This is a genomic window from Ramlibacter sp., from assembly GCF_041916345.1.
Classification (GTDB): domain Bacteria; phylum Pseudomonadota; class Gammaproteobacteria; order Burkholderiales; family Burkholderiaceae_C; genus Ramlibacter.
In genome coordinates this window covers 1-18681 of record NZ_JAYRZR010000046.1, presented here as the reverse complement: position 1 = coordinate 18681, position 18681 = coordinate 1, and the positions used below count along the sequence as shown (strand labels likewise).

General features: G+C 70.2%; 16 protein-coding genes. 5 read left to right on the top strand and 11 right to left on the bottom strand.

What is annotated here, in order from left to right; translation table 11 throughout:
• Positions 1–221: 221 nt before the first annotated feature.
• Positions 222–1499: an acyl-CoA dehydrogenase family protein gene (locus ACE3T5_RS13030; protein ID WP_374668296.1), complete on the bottom strand. Its 1278-nt coding sequence runs from the start codon at positions 1497–1499 to the stop codon at positions 222–224.
• A 113-nt stretch (positions 1500–1612) separates the two neighbouring features.
• Here ACE3T5_RS13030 and ACE3T5_RS13025 point away from each other — a divergent pair, with 113 nt between their 5' ends.
• Complete coding sequence (locus tag ACE3T5_RS13025; RefSeq protein ID WP_374668294.1) at positions 1613–2536, top strand: universal stress protein; 924 nt, start codon at positions 1613–1615, stop codon at positions 2534–2536.
• Positions 2533–5304 carry a cation-transporting P-type ATPase gene (locus ACE3T5_RS13020; protein ID WP_374668292.1) on the top strand — a complete coding sequence of 924 codons (2772 nt, stop codon included), beginning with the start codon at positions 2533–2535 and terminating at the stop codon, positions 5302–5304. Before ACE3T5_RS13025 ends, ACE3T5_RS13020 begins: the two co-directional genes overlap by 4 nt.
• A 13-nt stretch (positions 5305–5317) precedes the next feature.
• Here ACE3T5_RS13020 and ACE3T5_RS13015 read toward each other — a convergent pair whose 3' ends face one another.
• From ACE3T5_RS13015 to ACE3T5_RS12985, 7 genes are all read right to left on the bottom strand, one after another.
• Complete coding sequence (locus tag ACE3T5_RS13015) at positions 5318–6844, bottom strand: malonyl-CoA synthase (protein WP_374668289.1); 1527 nt, start codon at positions 6842–6844, stop codon at positions 5318–5320.
• On the bottom strand, positions 6844–7623 hold the full coding sequence (locus ACE3T5_RS13010; protein WP_374668287.1) for an enoyl-CoA hydratase/isomerase family protein: 780 nt from the start codon (positions 7621–7623) through the stop codon (positions 6844–6846). Before ACE3T5_RS13010 ends, ACE3T5_RS13015 begins: the two co-directional genes overlap by 1 nt.
• Before the next feature lie 11 nt (positions 7624–7634).
• Entirely contained in the window at positions 7635–8627 is a 993-nt protein-coding gene (locus tag ACE3T5_RS13005; RefSeq protein ID WP_374668285.1) for a Bug family tripartite tricarboxylate transporter substrate binding protein, read from the bottom strand.
• Positions 8628–8663: 36 nt separating this feature from the next.
• Positions 8664–9989 carry a malonyl-CoA decarboxylase domain-containing protein gene (locus tag ACE3T5_RS13000; protein ID WP_374668317.1) on the bottom strand — a complete coding sequence of 442 codons (1326 nt, stop codon included), beginning with the start codon at positions 9987–9989 and terminating at the stop codon, positions 8664–8666.
• A gap of 62 nt (positions 9990–10051) precedes the next feature.
• The gene (locus ACE3T5_RS12995) at positions 10052–10720 is read right to left on the bottom strand and encodes a GntR family transcriptional regulator (protein WP_374668283.1); all 669 of its coding nucleotides are present in this window, start codon (positions 10718–10720) and stop codon (positions 10052–10054) included.
• A 117-nt stretch (positions 10721–10837) separates the two neighbouring features.
• Entirely contained in the window at positions 10838–11680 is an 843-nt protein-coding gene (gene lgt / locus ACE3T5_RS12990; RefSeq protein ID WP_374668281.1) for a prolipoprotein diacylglyceryl transferase, read from the bottom strand.
• Between the two features lie 38 nt (positions 11681–11718).
• Complete coding sequence (locus ACE3T5_RS12985; protein ID WP_374668279.1) at positions 11719–12627, bottom strand: LysR family transcriptional regulator; 909 nt, start codon at positions 12625–12627, stop codon at positions 11719–11721.
• 99 nt (positions 12628–12726) lie between these two features.
• Here ACE3T5_RS12985 and ilvD point away from each other — a divergent pair, with 99 nt between their 5' ends.
• Positions 12727–14421 (top strand): dihydroxy-acid dehydratase, encoded by a 1695-nt coding sequence (gene ilvD / locus ACE3T5_RS12980; RefSeq protein WP_374668276.1) that lies wholly within the window; start codon positions 12727–12729, stop codon positions 14419–14421.
• Positions 14422–14537: 116 nt separating this feature from the next.
• On the opposite strand, the gene ACE3T5_RS12975 is transcribed toward ilvD, so the two are convergent.
• Positions 14538–14783, bottom strand: a complete 246-nt coding sequence (locus ACE3T5_RS12975) for a TIGR04438 family Trp-rich protein (protein WP_374668274.1) — start codon at positions 14781–14783, stop codon at positions 14538–14540.
• Positions 14784–14892: 109 nt separating this feature from the next.
• Between ACE3T5_RS12975 and ACE3T5_RS12970 the strand changes: the two genes are divergently transcribed.
• On the top strand, positions 14893–15198 hold the full coding sequence (locus tag ACE3T5_RS12970; RefSeq protein WP_374668272.1) for a c-type cytochrome: 306 nt from the start codon (positions 14893–14895) through the stop codon (positions 15196–15198).
• A 78-nt stretch (positions 15199–15276) separates the two neighbouring features.
• Here the strand turns inward: ACE3T5_RS12970 and acs are convergent, their stop codons facing one another.
• Positions 15277–17259 carry an acetate--CoA ligase gene (acs, locus tag ACE3T5_RS12965; protein ID WP_374668270.1) on the bottom strand — a complete coding sequence of 661 codons (1983 nt, stop codon included), beginning with the start codon at positions 17257–17259 and terminating at the stop codon, positions 15277–15279.
• 167 nt (positions 17260–17426) lie between these two features.
• On the opposite strand from acs, the gene ACE3T5_RS12960 reads away from it, so the two are divergent.
• The gene (locus ACE3T5_RS12960) at positions 17427–18029 is read left to right on the top strand and encodes a YqhA family protein (RefSeq protein ID WP_374668268.1); all 603 of its coding nucleotides are present in this window, start codon (positions 17427–17429) and stop codon (positions 18027–18029) included.
• Between the two features lie 6 nt (positions 18030–18035).
• Here the strand turns inward: ACE3T5_RS12960 and ACE3T5_RS12955 are convergent, their stop codons facing one another.
• Positions 18036–18368: a hypothetical protein gene (locus tag ACE3T5_RS12955; protein WP_374668266.1), complete on the bottom strand. Its 333-nt coding sequence runs from the start codon at positions 18366–18368 to the stop codon at positions 18036–18038.
• Positions 18369–18681: the final 313 nt, after the last annotated feature.

Sequence of the window (18681 nt, the reverse complement as noted above, 5' to 3'; positions counted from 1 at the left end):
GCGGGCGGCGAAGCGACTCGCCAAGGCCCCATGGGCCGATGGATCGCAGGCTGATCCGCCTGCCAATGCCGGCACGGGCTATCGGGGTACCGCAGCAGGGTCGAAGGGCTCATGACGGCGATGGGATTGACGACATGGAGAATACTGTATGCAATCACAGTTCCTCTTGCCTACCCACTTTGTGCGATGGGCGGCACATCCCCCACCGAAGCCATCAACCCCTACCGCCACCGCGGCTCCGCCGCCATCTGCTCCGGCGTCGTGAAGTAGCCCGCCGAAGCGCCCCCGCGCGCTTTCGCCTGCGCCAGCTCCGTGCGCGCAATGGTGCGCAGGTGCACCTCATCCGGGCCGTCCATGAAGCGCAGCGCGCGGCCCCAGGTCCACAGCCACGCCAGTGGCGTGTCGGGGCTCAGGCCCATGGCGCCAAAGATCTGCATGGCGCGGTCCACCACGCGTGTCTGCAGGCGGGCGGCCACCACCTTGATGGCGGCGATGTCGGCCCGCAGGCCCGGCGGCGGCTCGGGCTGGTCCAGTGCCCACGCGGTGCGCAGCACCAGCAGGCGGGCCTGCTCGATCTCGATGCGTGATTCGGCGATCCACTCCTGCACGTTCGCCTGCTCGGCCAGTGCGCGGCCGAAGGCGCGGCGTTCCAGGGCGCGGTCACAGGCGAGCTCCAGCGCCAGCTCGCACTGGCCGATGGTGCGCATGCAGTGGTGCACACGGCCCGGCCCCAGGCGCGATTGCGCGAGGGCGAAGCCCTGGCCCCAGCCGCCCAGCAGGTGATCTGCCGGCACGCGCACGCCGCGCAGCAGCAGTTCGCAATGCCCCTCGGGCGAGGCGTGCTGCATGATGGTGATGTTGCGCAGCACCTCCACGCCGGGCGCGTCCGCCGGCACCAGCACCAGGCTGTGCGCGGCATGGCGGTCATCGGGCGCCGCGTCGTCGTCGCGCGCCATCACGATCAGCAGGCGGCACAGCGGATGCGCCGCGCCGGTGATGAACCACTTGCGCCCCTGCAGCACCAGGGTGTCGCCATCGCGCCGCACCGTGGTCTGCAGGTTGGTGGGGTCGGACGACGCGACGTCGGGCTCCGACATCGCGAACGCGCTGCGGATGCGCCCTTCCAGCAGCGGCCGCAACCAGCGCTCGCGCTGTGCCCGCGTGGCATGGCGCTGCAGCAGTTCCATGTTGCCGCTGTCGGGCGCGTGGCAGTTGAACACCTCCGCCGTCCAGTGGAGGCGGCCCATGTGCTCGGCCAGCGGTGCGTAGTCCAGGTTGCCCAGGCGCGTGCCAGGCTCGTCGGGTGCCAGGCGTGGCAGGCACAGGTTCCACAGACCCTCCTCGCGCGCCAGCGCCTTCAGGTCCTCCAGGAAGGGCGGCACCTCGCCGGCGGCGGCGTGCCGGTGCCACGCGGCATTGCAGGGCAGCAGCCAGCGATCGGTGAAGGCACGCAGGCGCTGCAGCCATGCCTGCGCCAGCGGTGACGGCTGAAAGTCCATCGCCGCAGTCTGTCCACATGCAGCGCGCAGGGACTTGCGCTGGCGCAAGAACAGCCCCTGTGCGCCCGTGCGGCAAGGCATGGCTGAGCAGCATTCCTGCGCACAATGGCCTCATGACTACTGCCGTTGATCCGAAGCCCGCCCCCCTGCCCCCGATCCGGTCCCTGCTCGCCGCGGTCGACTTCTCGGCCGACGCCGACCGGGCCGCCCGCCGCGCGGCACAGCTCGCCCGGCAGCACCAGGCCCGCCTGGACCTGCTGCATGTAGTGGAAGTGGACGCGCTCGACGCCCTGCGCGAATGGCTGCTGCCCGGGCACGATCCGCGGGCGCAGCTTGCCGACGAGGCGCGCGGCGAGATGACCGCGCTCTGCGCTCGCCTGGGCCTGCCGGATGGCACGCCGCCTCGTGGCGAGGTGGCGGTGGGCCGGCCGCTGGACTTGATCGCGGCCCAGGGCGCCCATGCCGACGTGCTGGTGCTGGGGGCCCGTGGGACGCACCCGCTGCGTGAGCTCGCCGTGGGCACCACGGCGGACCGCCTGCTGCGCCTGGCCGGCCAGCCGATGCTGGTGGTGCGCGCGGAGCCCGCCGCGCCGTACCAGAAGGTGCTGGCCCTGGTGGACTTCTCCCCCTCTTCGCTGGCGGCACTGGAGGCGGCGCAACGCCTGGCCGCCGGCGCGCAAGTGCGGCTGCTGCATGGCTATGAGGTGCCGTTCGAAGGCAAGCTGCGGCTCGCCGGGGTGGACGAAGGCGAGATCCTGGGCTGGCGGGTCCAGGCGCGTCGGCATGCCCTGCTCGAACTGGAGCGCCTGGCCGCCGGCCTGCGAGGCACCACCTCGGCCGGCCACACGGTGCTGGACGGTGACGTTCGCACGCTGTTCCCGCAGGCCCTGGCGCAGTGGCAGCCCGACCTGGTGGTCATCGGCAAGCAGGGCCGCAGCGCCCTGCAGGACCTGTTCCTCGGCAGCGTGACGCGCGCGGTGCTGGCGGAATCGCCCTGCGATGTGCTGGTGGTGCCCAAGGGCGCGCAGGCCCGATGAGCGCGGGCACTCGTGCGGCTGCCGGCGCAACGGGCCGGCATGCGAAAGGCGCGGCTGGCGCGGCCGAGGTGCCCTGGCACACGTTGCATGGCGAAGACGCGAAGGCGCGCCTGCAGGCCCAGCGCAGCGGCCTGGCACAGGCCGAGGCCGAGCGCCGCCTGCTCACGCATGGTCGCAATGCGCTCGCGGCGGCCCGGCGGCGCGGCCCTCTGGTGCGCCTGCTGCTGCAGTTCCACAACGTGCTGCTGTACGTGATGATGGTCTCGGCCGTCATCACCGCCGCGCTCGGCCACTGGCTGGACACCGGCGTGCTGCTGGCCGCGGTGGTGGTGAACGCGCTCATCGGCTTCGTGCAGGAGGGGCGTGCCGAAGCCGCGATGGAGGCCATTCGCGACCTGCTGGCGCCCCATGCCCTGGTGCTGCGCGACGGCGAGCGGCGCGAGATCGACGCCGCCGAGTTGGTGCCGGGCGACGTGGTGCTGCTGGCCGCCGGTGACCGTGTGCCGGCCGATCTGCGCCTGCTGAACGCACACGCACTGCGGGTGGACGAGTCGGCGCTGACCGGTGAATCGCTGCCGGTGGAGAAGTCTCTGGTGGCCTCTGCGCACGACGCCCCGCTGGCCGAGCGCGAGGGCATGGCCTACTCCGGCACGCTGGTCGTGCACGGTCAGGCCGAGGGCCTGGTGGTGCACACGGGCGCGGCCACGGAGCTGGGCCGCATCAACCGCCTGGTGGGCGGCGTCGCGGCCCTGGCCACGCCCCTGCTGCGGCAGATCGGCCGCTTCGGCCAGCTGCTGGCCGCGGCCATCGTGGCCCTGGCGGCGGCCACGTTCGCGCTGGGCGTACTGTGGCGCGGCCACGCGGCCAGCGACATGTTCCTGATGGTGGTGGCGCTGGCCGCCTCGGCCATCCCGGAGGGCCTGCCCGCCGTGATGACCATCACCCTCGCATTGGGCGTGCAGCGCATGGCGCGCCGCCGGGCCATCGTGCGGCGGCTGCCCGCGGTGGAGGCGCTGGGCTCGGTCACCGTCATCTGCAGTGACAAGACCGGCACCCTGACCCGCAACGAGATGACGGTGCAGCGCCTGGTGTGCGGCGCGCACGTCTATGCCGTCGGCGGCCTCGGGTACGCGCCGGTGGGCACCATCGAGCGCGATGGCCACGCGGCCGACCCGCGCGCCAACCTCGCCCTGCGCATGGCCCTGCACACCGGCCTGCTGTGCAACGACGCGGGCCTGCGCATCGACGAGGGCACCTGGCGCATCGACGGCGATCCGACCGAGGGCGCGCTGCTGGTGCTGGCGGCCAAGGCCGGCCTCGATGGCGCAGTGGCCGCCACCTGGCGTCGGCTGGACACCCTGCCTTTCGATTCCGTGCACCGGCTGATGGCGACCTGCCACGAGGCACCGGATGGCGAGCGCTGGGTGCTGCTGAAGGGCGCGCCCGAGCAGGTGCTGGCGCACTGCGCGGGCGAGCTGCGCGCGCACGGCACGCACGCGCTGGATGTCGACTGGTGGCGCCGCATGGCCAACGACACGGCGGCGCAGGGCCTGCGCGTGCTGGCCCTGGCCTGCCGACGTGTGGTCCCCGGCGAGCCGCCGCTCGCCTGGGAGACCCTGGGCCATGGCTTCGAGATGGCGGGTCTGGCCGGCATCATCGATCCGCCCCGGCTGGAGGCCACGGAAGCCGTGCGCGATTGCCACCATGCCGGCGTGCGGGTGAAGATGATCACCGGCGACCATGCCGAGACCGCGCGTGCGGTGGGTGCGCAGCTGGGCATCGGCGCCGGCAAGCCGGCCGTCACTGGCGCCGAGATCGCGCTCATGGATGACGCCGCGCTGCGCCGCATCGCCTGGGAGGTGGACGTGTTCGCACGGGCCTCGCCGGAGCACAAGCTGCGGCTGGTGAAGGCCCTGCAGGCGCATGGCGAAGTGGTCGCGATGACAGGCGATGGCGTGAACGACGCGCCGGCGCTCAAGTGCGCCGACGTGGGCGTGGCGATGGGCGGCAAGGGGACCGAGGCCGCCAAGGAGGCCAGCGCCATCGTGCTGGCCGACGACAACTTCGCCACCCTCGCGGCTGCCGTGCGCGAAGGCCGCGCGGTGTACGACAACATCCGCAAGTTCATCCTGTTCATGCTGCCCACCAACGGCGGCGAGGCGCTGGTGGTGGTGGCGGCCATCCTGTTCGAGCTGACGCTGCCGCTCACGGCGGCGCAGGTGCTGTGGATCAACATGGTGACCTCCGCCACGCTGGGCCTGGCGCTGGCCTTCGAGCCGGCCGAGCCGGGCATCATGAACCGCCCGCCGCGGCCGCCCGGCGAGCGGTTGCTGTCGGGCTTCTTCGCCTGGCGCGTGGTGTTCGTCTCCGCGCTCATGATGGCCGCGACCATGGGCCTGTTCATCGCCGAACTGGCCATCGGCACGCCGCTGGACACCGCCCGCACCATGGCCGTGAACGCGGTGGTGGCGGCGGAGATGTTCTACCTGCTCAACAGCCGCTTCATCATGGAGCCCGCGTTCTCGCGCCAGCAGCGGCCGGGCAACCCGGTGGTTTGGGTCACCATCGCCGGCTGTGCCGTGCTGCAGATCGCCTTCACCCACGCGCCCTGGCTGCAGCAGGTGTTCGGCTCCACCGACCTGAGCCTGGCGCAGTGGGGCCACGTGCTGGCCGTGGGCGCCGCCGTGTTCGTGGCGGCGGAGATCGAGAAGGCGGTCATCCGCGCCGCGGGGCGCGGTCCCGGGGGATGGCGGGCGGCGTCGGCGTGAGCCGCGTCATCCTTCAGGCAAACAAGCCCTTGTACTGCTCCCGCAGCAGGTTCTTCTGCACCTTCCCCATGGTGTTGCGCGGCAGCTCGGCCACCACGAAGCACTTCTTGGGGATCTTGAAGTTCGCAAGCTGGGTCTTCAGGGTGGCGATCAGCGCCTCGCCATCGAGCTGGGCACCGGGCTTGGGGATCACCACCGCCACGCCCACCTCGCCGAAGTCGGGGTGCGGCACGCCGACCAGCGCGCTCTCGGCCACGCCGGGCATCTCGTTGATGAAGCCTTCGATCTCGGCCGGGTACACGTTGTAGCCGCCGCTGATGATCAGGTCCTTGCTGCGGCCGACGATGGTGACGTAGCCGCGCTCGTCGATGCGGCCCACGTCGCCGGTCTTGAACCAGCCGTCCTCGGTGAACTCTTCCTTCGTCTTCTCGGGCATGCGCCAGTAGCCCTTGAACACATTGGGCCCGCTCACCTGGATGCCGCCGATCTCACCCGTGGGCACGGGCTGGCCGGCGTCGTCCCGCACGCGCACGCCCACGCCCGGCAGCGGGAAGCCCACCGTGCCGCCGCGGCGCTCGCCATCCTGCGCGCGATACGGGTTGGAGGTGAGCATGATCGTCTCGCTCATGCCGTAGCGTTCCAGGATGGTATGGCCGGTGCGCGCCTGCCAGTCGTTGAAGGTCTCGATCAGCAGCGGCGCCGAGCCGGAGATGAACAGCCGCATGTGCGAGGCCGCCTCGCGCGTGAGCGCGGGCTCCGCCAGCATGCGCGTGTAGAGCGTGGGCACGCCCATGAACACGGTGGCACGCGGCAGGCGCTCGATCACCTTGCGCGGATCGAACTTGTTGAGCCACAGCATCTGGCTGCCATTGAGCAGCGCGCCATGCAGGGCCACGAACAGGCCGTGCACGTGGAAGATGGGCAGCGCGTGGATCAGCACGTCGCCGGGCACCCAGCCCCAGTAGTCCTTGAGCACGCGCGCGTTGGACAGCAGGTTGCCGTGCGAGAGCATGGCGCCCTTGCTGCGCCCGGTGGTGCCGCTGGTGTAGAGGATGGCGGCCAGGTCGTCGATGCCCTTCACGGCCGGCTGCTGCTGGTCACTGCAGTGCGAAGCGCGGTCCAGCAGGGTGCCGGTGCGGTCATCGCCCAGCGTGAACACGTGGCGCGTGCCGGCCTGGAAGGCGATGCGGCTCACCCAGCCGAAGTTCTTCGGCGTGGTGACCACCACGGCGGGCTCGGCGTTCTCGATGAAGTAGGCGATCTCGGCCTGCTGGTAGGCGGTGTTGAGCGGCAGGAACACGTAGCCCGCGCGCAGCGTGGCCAGGTACAGCAGCATCGCCTCGACCGACTTCTCCACCTGCACCGCCACGCGCGCGCCCTCGGCCAGGCCCAGCGAGCCCAGCAGGTTGGCCAGCATGGCCGTGGCGCGATCCAGGTCGCGCCAGGAGTAGGCCAGGCCGTCGTCGGTTTCCACCGCCACGGCGTCCAGGTCACGCGGAAAGGCAGCCCGCAGGGCCGCGAACAGGTTGTCGTTTTGCATCAGAAGCGGGGTTGTCGTTTGTCCAGGAACGCGCTCACGCCCTCGCGGTGCTCCTCGCCAGGGGCGTAGGCATAGGCCGCGGCCAGTTCCGCCGCGCTCCAGCGCGCGACCGGATGGTACGCCCGCAGGCGGCGCAGGGCCTGCTTGTTCAGCCGCGCGGCCTGCGGCGCCAGCCGGGCAATTCGCTCGGCCAGGTGCAGCGCGTGGGCCGCCACATCGGCATCAGGCCACACGGCGTGCAGGAAGCCGCGCGCCTTCATCTCGGCCGCGTCCACCGCGCTGGCGGCCAGCAGCATCTCGCGCACGGTGGCCTCGCCGGCGGCGGCCAGCACCACCTCCATCTCGCGCGGGGCCATGGGGAAGCCCAGGCGCGCGATGGGGGCGCCGAACTTCGCGGAGGCGCCGGCATGCCGCAGGTCGCAGCACGACGCGATCTCCACGCCGGCGCCCATGCAGGCGCCCTCGATGCAGGCGATGACCGGCACGTCGCAATCGAGCACGGCCGAAAGGCCACCCCACACGTCGCGCTCGTGGAAGTCGGCCAGCGCCGCGGGATCGAAACGGAACTCGGGGTACTCGGCGATGTCGCCGCCGGCGCAGAAGTGGCCGCCCTCGCCTTGCAGCAGGATGGCGCGGCATTCCGTGTCGGCGTGCAAGGACTGGAAGGCCTCGCGCAGCGCGCGCCACATGCCGCGCGACATGGCGTTGAGCTTGCCGGGATGCGACAGCACCACATGGGCGATGGCACCCTGGCGCTCGATGCGGATCTCACCCGGCAAGCGCCACCCCCTCAGTCGAGCTTGGCGCCCGAGGCCTTGACCACGGTAGCCCAGCGCTTGATCTCGGCGCTGACGTGGGCAGCGAATTGCTGCTGGGTGAGATTGGGGAACTCGGCGCCCTGGTTGGCCCAGATGGCCTTCAGTTCGTCGGACTGGACGGCCTTGCGCACCTCGTCCACCACGGCCTTCTGCGCATCCGCGGGCATGCCCTTGGGGCCCCAGAGGCCGTACCACGTGGTCACCGTGTAGTCTGGCAGGCCGACCTCGGCCGCGCACGGCACATCGGGGAAGGCGGCGCTGCGCTTGGTGCCAGAGACCATGAGTGCCTTGATGCGGCCGCCCTTGATGTGCGCCGCGGAGGAGCCCAGGCCGTCGAACATCATGTCCACCTGGCCGCCGACCAGGTCGCGCAGGGCCGGGCCGGCACCGGTGTAGGGGATGTGGGTGATGAAGGTCTTGGTCTGCTGCTTGAACAGCTCGCCGGCCAGGTGGTGCGAGGTGCCCGTGCCAGCGGAGCCGTAGTTGAACTTGCCCGGGCTCTTGCGCACCGTCTCCAGAAAGGCCTTGAAGTCCGCCTGCGGCATGTTCTTCGGGTTGACCACCACCACCTGCGGCACGCTGGCCACGAGGGTGAGGGGAATCAGATCGCGCTCGAGGTCGTAGTCGAGCCGGGGGTACATGGAAGGGGCGATGGTGTGGTGCACCGCGCCCATGAAGAGGTTGTAGCCGTCCGCCGGCGCCTTGGCCGCGAGGCCAGCGCCCAGCGTGCCGCCGGCCCCGCCCTTGTTCTCGATCACGAGCTGGCGGCCGGTGTTCTTGGCGAACTGCGCCGACAACGGCCGCGCGAAGGCGTCCGTCCCGCCGCCGGCGGGAAAGGGCACGATCAGGTTCACCGGCCGCGTGGGCCAGGCCTGGGCCTGCGCGAGGCGGGGCAGCGCGCACACGGCGGCGCTGCCGGCCACGGCGCGCAGAAGGGTGCGCCGGGGAAGGCGGATGGACTGCATGGCTTGTCTCCTTGGTGTCGTCGAAATGGATGCACGCTAACGATAGAGCGCTTCGATGTCGCCTGATATCGGGATTTCTCCGCGCGCCAGCATCGACCGGTGGCGATCCAGGCGCCGCAGGTCGTACAGGTAGTTGACCATCAGCCCGAAGGACTGGCGCAGCCCCTTGGCGGAGGGGTCGCCGGCCCAGTTGAGGCGCTCCACCCGGGCGCCGTTGCCGAGGTGGAAGCGCGCAACCGGATCCAGCGGCTTGCCATCGTCCAGCTCGCGGCCGAGGTAGCGGGCCGCCCAGGCCAGCAGCTCGGCGCGCTCGGGCGCCTTCGGGCCGAGTGCCAGCGGGTCGTCCAGCCGCGCCATCAGCTCGGCCGGGGCCACGCGGTTCATCCAGGCCCGCAGGCCGGGAATGGGCGACAGCGTGGCGAAGACCTTCAGCCGCGGGAACTCGGCTTTCAGCGTCTGCACCACCTGCTTGATGAGCGAATCGCCGAAGCTCACGCCGCGCAGGCCCGGCTGGGTGTTGCTGATGGAGTAGAAGATGGCGGTGGTGGCCTTCGAGAGGTCGGCCGGCGCCGCGGTCTCGTCCAGCAGCGGCGTGATGCTGCCGACAACAGCATCGGTCAGCGCCACCTCCACGAAGATGAGCGGCTCGCCCGGCAGGCGCGGGTGGAAGAAGCCGTAGCAGCGGCGGTCGGAGTCGAGCCGGTTCTTCACGTCGGCCCAGCTGCGGATGTCGTGCACCGCCTCGTACTTGATCAGCTTCTCCACCAGCGAGGCGGGCGAGTCCCAGCTGATGCGCCGCAGCTCCAGGAAGCCGACGTCGAACCAGGTGGAGAACATGTACTCCATCTCGACGTCGAGTGCGCGCAGCCGGGCGTCGCCCTTCAGCCAGGGCTGCATCTCGCCGCGCATGTCCACCAGGAAGCGGATGCCGTCCTCGTCGGCGCTGAAGCGCTGCAGCACGCGGCGCCGCGGCGACACGGTGGCCCGGCGGTACAGCACCTCGGCGGCGGCCTCGTCGGGCGTGCCCACGGCCGCGGCGTACTGGGCCTGCGCCTTGCGCACCTTCTCGGGGTCGGCCATGAACTGCTCGCTCATCAGCAGCCACAGGTCACGCCGGGCGGCAGGCGCGGCGGCGGCATACCAGGTCTCCAGCGCCTTCGCGCGGCGGCCACCTTCTACCTCGCTCACCCGCGGGTCGACGATGTCCCGCAACTGCTCCAGCAGCTGCCGCAGCTCGCGCGGGCTGAGCGCCTCGCCGGGCTTGCGGAAGCTGGCCGCCAGGCGCTCGGGCAGGGGCCGCTCACCCTCGGGCGGGCGATGCGGCGCCTCGGTACGGGAGGACGGCACGTTGGCGGCCAGCATGGCCGATGCCCGACGCTCCGTCGCCTTGCGATCCGTGCCACGCGTGAGCAGGCCGCCGATGTTCATGATGCGAGCCTCGAACGCTGGGCCCGCGCCAGCGCGCGCAGCGCCTCGCGCTGGCGGGTGAGATGGGTGCGCATGGCGGCCTCGGCCCCCTCGGCGTCGCGGGCCTTCAGCGCGGCGAACACGGCCAGGTGCTCCGACAGGCTCTGCTCCAGCCGGCCGGGCGCATGCAGCTGCTGCAGGCGCGCCAGCTTCACGATCTTGCGCAGGCCGCTGATGGCGCCGGCCAGCCAGCGGTTGCCAGCGAGCGCGATGATGGCCTCGTGGATGGCGAAGTTGGCTTCGTAGTAGGCATTGATGCGGCCCGCGCGCGCGTGCCGCTGCAGCTTGTCGTGCAACGCCTCCAGGGCCTGCAGGTCGGCATCCGTGGCCTGCTGCGCGGCCTCATAGGCGCAGCGCCCCTCCAGCAGCGCGATGACGGGGAAGATCTCGTCCAGGTCCTGCTCGGTCACCTCGGTCACGAAGCAGCCACGCCGCGGCTCATGCCGCAGAAGGCCTTCCGCCGTGAGCACCTTGAGCGCCTCGCGCAGCGGCGTGCGCGAGATCTTCATCTGCTCGGCCAGCTGCACCTCATCCAGGAACATGCCGGGCGCCAGCTCGCCCGCGAAGATGCGATCCCGCAGCTGGGAGGCCACTTCGTCGTGCAGGGATTGATGGACGAGACGCATGGGCAAGGTCTGGCGGTGCGGGGCGGTCGAATCCGGCGTGATTATCTGTAATTACGGGTAATGATGAGGCTTGCCGCAGCGGCCGTCGAGTGCTCGCAAACCCGCGTCGCGCGGAAGCTACGCGGTCTTGCCGTTGCCGGTGGTCGCCTGCGGGGTGCCGCGGCGCTCGGCCCACAGCCACAGGCCCACGCCGCCGACGACCATGGGCACGCACAGCCACTGCCCCATGCTCATGCCCAGGGCCAGCAGGCCCAGGTGCGCATCGGGCTCGCGGAAGTATTCGGCGATGAAGCGCACGATGCCGTAGCCCACCAGGAAGGCCGCGGACACTTGGGCCGGCTTGCGCGGGTGGCGCGCGTACAGCCACAGCAGCACGAACAGCACGATGCCTTCCAGCAGGAACTGGTAGATCTGCGAGGGGTGGCGCGGCTGCAGGCTGCCACTCTGCGGGAACACCATGCCCCAGGGCAGCGTGGCATCGGCCGGCCGGCCCCACAATTCCCCGTTGATGAAGTTGCCGATGCGCCCGGCACCCAGCCCGGTGGGAATGCAGGGCGCCACGAAGTCCATCACCTGCAGGAAGGGCTTGCCGCGCGAGCGCGCGAACCAGTACTGCGAGGCGATCACGCCCAGCATGCCGCCATGGAAGCTCATGCCCCCCTTCCAGATCGCGAAGATCTCGGCCGGGTTCTGCAGGTAGTGACCCGGCTTGTAGAACAGCACGTAGCCCAGCCGGCCGCCAATGATCACGCCCATCACGCCCAGGAACAGCATGTCCTCGATGTCGCGCCGCGTCCAGGCCGCCGCGCCCTGCACGGACGCGAACGGCTCATGCTTCAGGCGCCAGTGCGCCAGCAGCATGAACAGGCCGAAAGCGGCCAGGTAGGTCAGGCCGTACCAGTGCACGGCGATCGGACCGATCTGCAGCGCGACCGGGTCGATCTTGGGGTATTGCAGCATGGGGCGGTATTGTGCCCGCGGGGAGCGGACCCGCCGGGTCAGTCGCCCTGCCCCCGCACGAACGCCACGAACCGCTCCACCACCGGCGTCTGCGCCGCCCATACCAGGCTCGTCTCACACCCCGGCACCTGCTTCGCGCCCGCGCCCTGCACCTCGCGGTAGACCACGCCCGCGCGCTGGAACTCGCGCACGCTCGCCGGCACCCAGGCCAGGCCCAGGCCGGCGGAGACCAGATTGACGATGGTCTGCATCTGGATGGCCTCCTGCGCGATGCGCGGCTCGCGGCCGGCGGCGTGGTACATGCCGAACAGCGCGTCGTGCAGCGAGGGCACGATGCGCCGCGGGAACAGCACCACCGGCTCGGCCAGCACCGCGGAGAGCGCCAGGCGCTTCACCTGCGCGAGCGGGTGCGCCTCGGGCAGCGCCAGCACGAGCGGCTCGCGTGCGACCACGCGGCCGGGCAGGCCTGTCGGTGCGAATCCGGGCGAGTGCAGCACGAAGCCGGCGTCGATCTCGCCGCGCTCCAGCATCGGCAGCTGCTGGTCGCCGGTGGCCTCGAACAGTTCCATCTGCACGCCAGGGTGCGCCGCGCGGAAGCCGCGCAGCCATTGCGGCAGCAGGCTGAAGCCGATGGTGGAGACGAAGCCGATGCGCAGGCGGCCCACCTCGCCGCCCGCCACCGCGCGCGCCTGCCCGGGCAGGGCCTGCGCGCGGGCCAGCAGGTCGCGCGCCGATGGCAGCAAGGCCTCCCCAGCGGGGGTGAGCGCCACGCGGCGCTGCGTGCGGTCGAACAGGCGCACGCCCAGCAGGCGCTCCAGGTGGGCGATGGCCTGCGTCAGCGGCGGCTGCGTCATGTGCAGGCGCGCGGCCGCTCGGCCGAAGTGCAGCTCTTCGGCCACGGCCACGAACTGGCGCCACAGGCGCAGCTCCACCCAGGGTTCCTTCATACGCTGAGCATATCAATGGACACGAAGGAATGGATTGGAAAGAATCAACCGCCCGGCGCATACTGCGCGCATTTCCGCATCGACCCGAGGACTCACCCCATGGACACCAAGCCCGTCACGCTGCACCTGCGCAGCGACAACATCACCCAGGGCAAGTCGCGCGCGCCCAACCGCTCCATGTACTACGGCATGGGCTACCAGGAAGGCGACTTCGGCAAGCCCATGGTCGGCGTGGCCAACGGCCACAGCACGATCACGCCGTGCAACAGCGGCCTGCAGAAGCTGGCCGATGCCGCCGTGCAGGGCATCCTGGAGGCCGGCGGCAACCCGCAGATCTTCGGCACGCCCACCATCAGCGACGGCATGGCCATGGGCACCGAGGGCATGAAGTACAGCCTGGTCAGCCGCGAGGTCATCTCCGACTGCATCGAGACCTGCGTGCAGGGCCAGTGGATGGACGGCGTGGTCGTCATCGGCGGCTGCGACAAGAACATGCCCGGCGGCCTGATGGGCATGCTGCGCGCCAACGTGCCCGCGATCTACGTGTACGGCGGCACCATCCTGCCCGGCAAGTGGAAGGGCCAGGACCTGAACATCGTGAGCGTGTTCGAGGCCGTGGGCCAGAACGCCGCCGGCAAGATCAGCGACCAGGAACTGAAGGACATCGAGCAGCACGCCATCCCCGGCACCGGCTCCTGCGGCGGCATGTACACCGCCAACACCATGTCGTCGGCCTTCGAGGCGCTGGGCATCTCGCTGCCCTACTCCTCCACCATGGCCAACCCGCACGACGAGAAGCAGAACTCCGCCAAGGAATCCGCGCGCGTGCTGATCGAGGCGATCAAGAAGGACATCAAGCCGCGCGACATCGTCACCAGGAAGGCGATCGAGAACGCCGTGGCCGTCATCATGGCCACCGGCGGCTCCACCAACGCGGTGCTGCACTTCCTGGCCATTGCGCATGCGGCGGGCGTGGAGTGGACCATCGACGACTTCGAGCGCATCCGCCAGCGCACGCCAGTGCTGTGCGACCTCAAGCCCAGCGGCAAGTACCTGGCGGTGGACCTGCACCAGGCCGGCGGCATCCCGCAGGTGATGAAGCTCCTGCTGAACGCCGGCCTGCTGCATGGCGACTGCCTCACCATCACCGGCCAGACCATCGCCGAAGTGCTGAAGGACGTGCCCGACCAGCCGCGGGCCGACCAGGACGTGATCCGTCCGATCAGCGACCCGATGTACGCGCAGGGCCACCTGGCCATCCTCAAGGGCAACCTCTCGCCCGAGGGCGCGGTGGCCAAGATCACCGGCCTGAAGAACCCGGTGATCACCGGCCCGGCGCGCGTGTTCGACGACGAGCAGTCGGCGCTGCAGGCCATCCTGGACGGCAAGATCGTCGCCGGTGACGTGATGGTGCTGCGCTATCTCGGCCCCAAGGGCGGCCCGGGCATGCCCGAGATGCTGGCGCCCACCGGCGCCCTCATCGGCGCCGGCCTGGGCGAAAGCGTGGGCCTGATCACCGACGGCCGCTTCTCGGGCGGCACCTGGGGCATGGTGGTGGGCCACGTGGCGCCCGAGGCGGCCGCCGGTGGCACGATCGCGCTGGTGCACGAAGGTGACTCCATCACCATCGATGCCCACCAGCTGAAGCTGGAGCTGAACGTGCCAGCCGAGGAACTCGCGAAGCGCCGCGCCGCGTGGAAGCCCCCCGCGCCGCGCTACACGCGTGGCGTGCAGGCGAAGTTCGCCTTCAATGCCGCCAGCGCCAGCAAGGGCGCCGTGCTGGACCTGTACTGACGTCTCCTGGATGCCCGCCTGCGCGGGCATGACGGACGGGTGCGTCGCCCCCGCGCAGACGGGGGCCCAGGAGGGGTCAGCCTGCCAGCTGGCCCGAGCTGCCAGGGCGGGCGCGCCTACTTCCTGGTCTTGCGCACGCCAAGGCCCAGCTGCTCGCGCTGCTTGTCGATGCGCTCCTGCTTGCGCTTGTTTTCCTTGTCGACGGCGCGGCGCTTGGTGTAGCCGGTGTAGTCGGCCCAGGCCCACCACAGCGCGGCGCCACCGAACGGGGCGAGCACGGCCCACCACGACCATTCGGCCACCGGGCCGACCTCCAGGTACTTCATCAACAGCAACAGGATCCCTAGGCCGAGCAGGTACATGCAAATTCCCCCGAAAGGTGTGGCATTTTCCAGTACCGGCGGCGTCAACCCCGGTCCGTACAATCGCGTTGAAGGAACTGTACTCCAACCACCCCCGAAGGACCCTGCAATGAAACGTGCCCTGTTCGCGATGGCCACCCTGGCCGCGCTTTCCGCCCCCGCCATGGCCGACCAGGCCCTGGCCACGGCCAAGAACTGCATGGCCTGCCATGCCGTCGACAAGAAGCTGGTCGGCCCCGCCTACAAGGAAGTGGCCGCCAAGTACGCCGGCCAGAAGGACGCCGTGGACAAGCTGGCCGTCAAGATCATCAAGGGGGGCCAGGGCGTCTGGGGCCCGGTGCCCATGCCCGCCAACGCGCAGGTGAACGAAGCCGAAGCCAAGAAGCTGGCCGCCTGGGTGCTGGCCCAGAAGTAAGCCGCGTCGCGCGCACCAGACAAAAAGCCCGCTTGCGCGGGCTTTTTTCATGGCCGGGCACGCCCGGCCCCGGGGCGCTCAGGAGCGCTCGGCCAGCTGGTCCAGGATGGCCGGGTTCTCCAGCGTGCTGGTGTCCTGCGTGACGGCCTCGCCCTTGGCCAGGCTGCGCAGCAGGCGGCGCATGATCTTGCCGCTGCGCGTCTTGGGCAGGTTGTCGCCGAAGCGGATGTCCTTGGGCTTGGCGATCGGGCCGATCTCCTTGCCGACCCAGGCGCGCAGCTCGTCGGCGATCTTCTTCGCCTCCTCGCCGGTGGGGCGCGGGCGCTTCAGCACCACGAAGGCGCAGATCGCCTCGCCCGTCAGGTCGTCGGGGCGGCCCACCACGGCAGCTTCGGCCACGAGATCGGTCTTGGCGACCAGCGCGGACTCGATCTCCATCGTGCCCAGGCGGTGGCCGGAGACGTTGAGCACGTCGTCGATGCGGCCGGTGATGCGGAAGTACGCGCGATCGGCGCTGCGCACCGCGCCGTCGCCGGCGAGATACAGGCCCTTCAGCTCCTCGGGGAAGTAGCTCTTCTTGAAGCGCTCGGGGTCACCCCAGATGGTGCGGATCATCGAGGGCCAGGGGCGCTTGACGACCAGGATGCCGCCGGAGCCATGGGGCATGTCATGGCCCTGCTCGTCGACGATGGCGGCCATGATGCCCGGCAGCGGCAGCGTGCATGAGCCCGGCACCAGCGGCGTGGCGCCCGGCAGCGGCGTGATCATGTGGCCGCCGGTCTCGGTCTGCCAGAAGGTGTCCACGATGGGGCAGCGCTCGCCGCCCACATGGCGGTAGTACCACATCCAGGCCTCGGGGTTGATGGGCTCGCCCACGCTGCCCAGGATGCGCAGCGACGACAGGTTCCAGTTCTTCGGGTGCACCTTCTCGTCGGTCTCCGACGCCTTGATGAGCGAGCGGATCGCGGTGGGCGCGGTATAGAAGATCGAGACCTTGTGCTTCTCGATCATCTGCCAGAAGCGGCCGGCGTGCGGGTAGGTGGGCACGCCCTCGAAGACGACCTGCGTGGCGCCCGCGGCCAGCGGGCCGTAGGCCACGTAGGTGTGGCCGGTGATCCAGCCGATGTCGGCCGTGCACCAGAACACGTCGGACGGCTGGATGTCGAACGTCCACTGCATCGTGAGGTTGGCCCACAGCAGGTAGCCGCCGGTGGAATGCTGCACGCCCTTGGGCTTGCCGGTGGAGCCCGAGGTGTAGAGGATGAACAGCGGGTGCTCGGCGCCCACCGGCACGGGGGCGCACTGGTCGGACTGGCCCGCCAGCACCTCGTCGAAGGTCTTGTCGCGGCCAGCCACCATGTTGCAGGCGGTGGGCGTGCGCAAGTAGACCAGCACGCTCTTGAGCGTGTCGCAGCCGCCCATGGCCAGCGCCTCGTCCACGATGGACTTCAGGCCCAGCTCCTTGCCGCCGCGCATCTGGTAGTTGGCGGTCACCACGGCCACCGCGCCGGCGTCGATGATGCGCTCGTGCAGGCTCTTGGCGGAGAAGCCGCCGAACACCACGCTGTGGGTGGCGCCGATGCGCGCGCAGGCCTGCATGGCCACCACGCCCTCGATCGTCATCGGCATGTAGATGATGACGCGGTCGCCCTTGCCGATGCCCTGGGCCTTCAGCGCATTGGCGAACTGGCTCACGCGGGCCAGCAGCTCCTTGTAGGTCACGCTCGTGACCTGGCCGTCGTCGGCCTCGAAGTGGATCGCGGTCTTGTTCTCGACCGGCGTGCCGATGTGCTTGTCCAGGCAGTTGGCGCTGGCGTTCAGCTCGCCGTCGTCGAACCACTTGTAGAAGGGGGCGTTGGACTCGTCGAGCGTGCGGGTGAAGGGCTTGGTCCACACCACGTTGGCACGGGCAAGCTTCGCCCAGTAGCCTTCGAAGTCGGTCTCGGCTTCCTTGCACATCGCCTCGTAGGCGGCCATGCCGGAGATGCGCGCGGCACGGACGATCGCCTCGGCGGGGGGAAAGACGCGGTTCTCGACCAGGACCGACTCGATGGCGCTCATGGATGTCTCCTCAAATGGGTGGAAAGGCGGGCGTTAATGTCAGTTTTCGCTCTTACAAGGGTCTGACTGGCGCCGAACTGGCAAATTTACCCCGCCTCGCGGCAGGAATCTACAATCGCGCTCATCCGTGACAACCGCCTGCCGTCCGACCGGCAGCGCCCCTCCCCATGCAACAGGACCCCGGCATCGGCCGTACTTCGCCCCTGCGCCCGCTGCCCAACCTCATCTTCGCCAGCCGCTGGCTGCAGCTGCCGCTGTACCTGGGCCTGATCGCCGCGCAGGCGGTCTACGTGGTGCACTTCCTGATCGAGTTGTGGCACCTGGTGGAAGCCGCGGCAGGCAGCCAGGCGGGCCTGCAGGCGCTGGTGACGAGCATCGGCTACAAGTCCGACGTGCCCATCACCTCGCTGAACGAGACCATCATCATGCTGGTGGTGCTGGCGCTGATCGACGTGGTGATGATCTCCAACCTGCTGATCATGGTGATCGTCGGCGGCTACGAGACCTTCGTCAGCCGCATGGGCCTGCAGAGCCACCCCGACCAGCCCGAATGGCTGAGTCACGTGAACGCCTCGGTGCTGAAGGTGAAGCTGGCCACCGCCATCATCGGCATCAGCTCCATCCACCTGCTGAAGACCTTCATCAACGCCGACAACTACTCCGAGAAGGTGCTGATCGCGCAGACGGTGATCCACATCGCCTTTCTCTTCTCGGCCATGGCCATCGCCTACACCGACCGGCTGATGGCGGCGCCGTCCGGCAAGCACTGAGCGCGGCTAGCGCGCCAGCACCTGGCAGTGGCCGCCCGGCGCGGCCCACTTGTGGGCCCGGCAGGCGATGTTCGCCTCCTGCTTGCAGCCGCGTGCCGCGCGCTCCCAGTTGCGCGCAGCCACGTCCTTGGCGCCCAGCTTCTCGGCGGACTGCGCCTCGGCCACGTAGGCCTGGCAGCGGCGCAGCGCGCCATCCTGCGTGCCGGGCACCTTCTTGTTCACGGTGGCGAGCACCTCGACGGCGAGGTTCGTGGTGGTCTGCGCGGGCGTGGCCTGCTGGGCCCCGGCGGCCAGCGCCGCCAGCGCCAGCGCAGCCGCTGTGATCCATGGCTTGAACACGGTCGTTCCTTGATGCGGTGAAGGGCCGCGGCGCCTGCGCCGACGGCGAGCCCGCAAGCTTAGCGCGACCGTTCGCCGCGCACCGCGCCGCCCGGCGGGTGCAAGCTGCCGTCAAGCCGGGTACGGGATAATTCCCGGCGCTTCCCCCGAACCAACGTCCCGCCCACCATGTCCACCTCCATCCGGCAAGCCGACCTCGTCGAATCCATCGCCGCCGCGCTGCAGTACATCAGCTACTACCACCCGGCCGACTACATCGCGCACCTGGCGCGCGCCTACGAGCGCGAGCAGAGCGCGGCCGCCAAGGACGCGA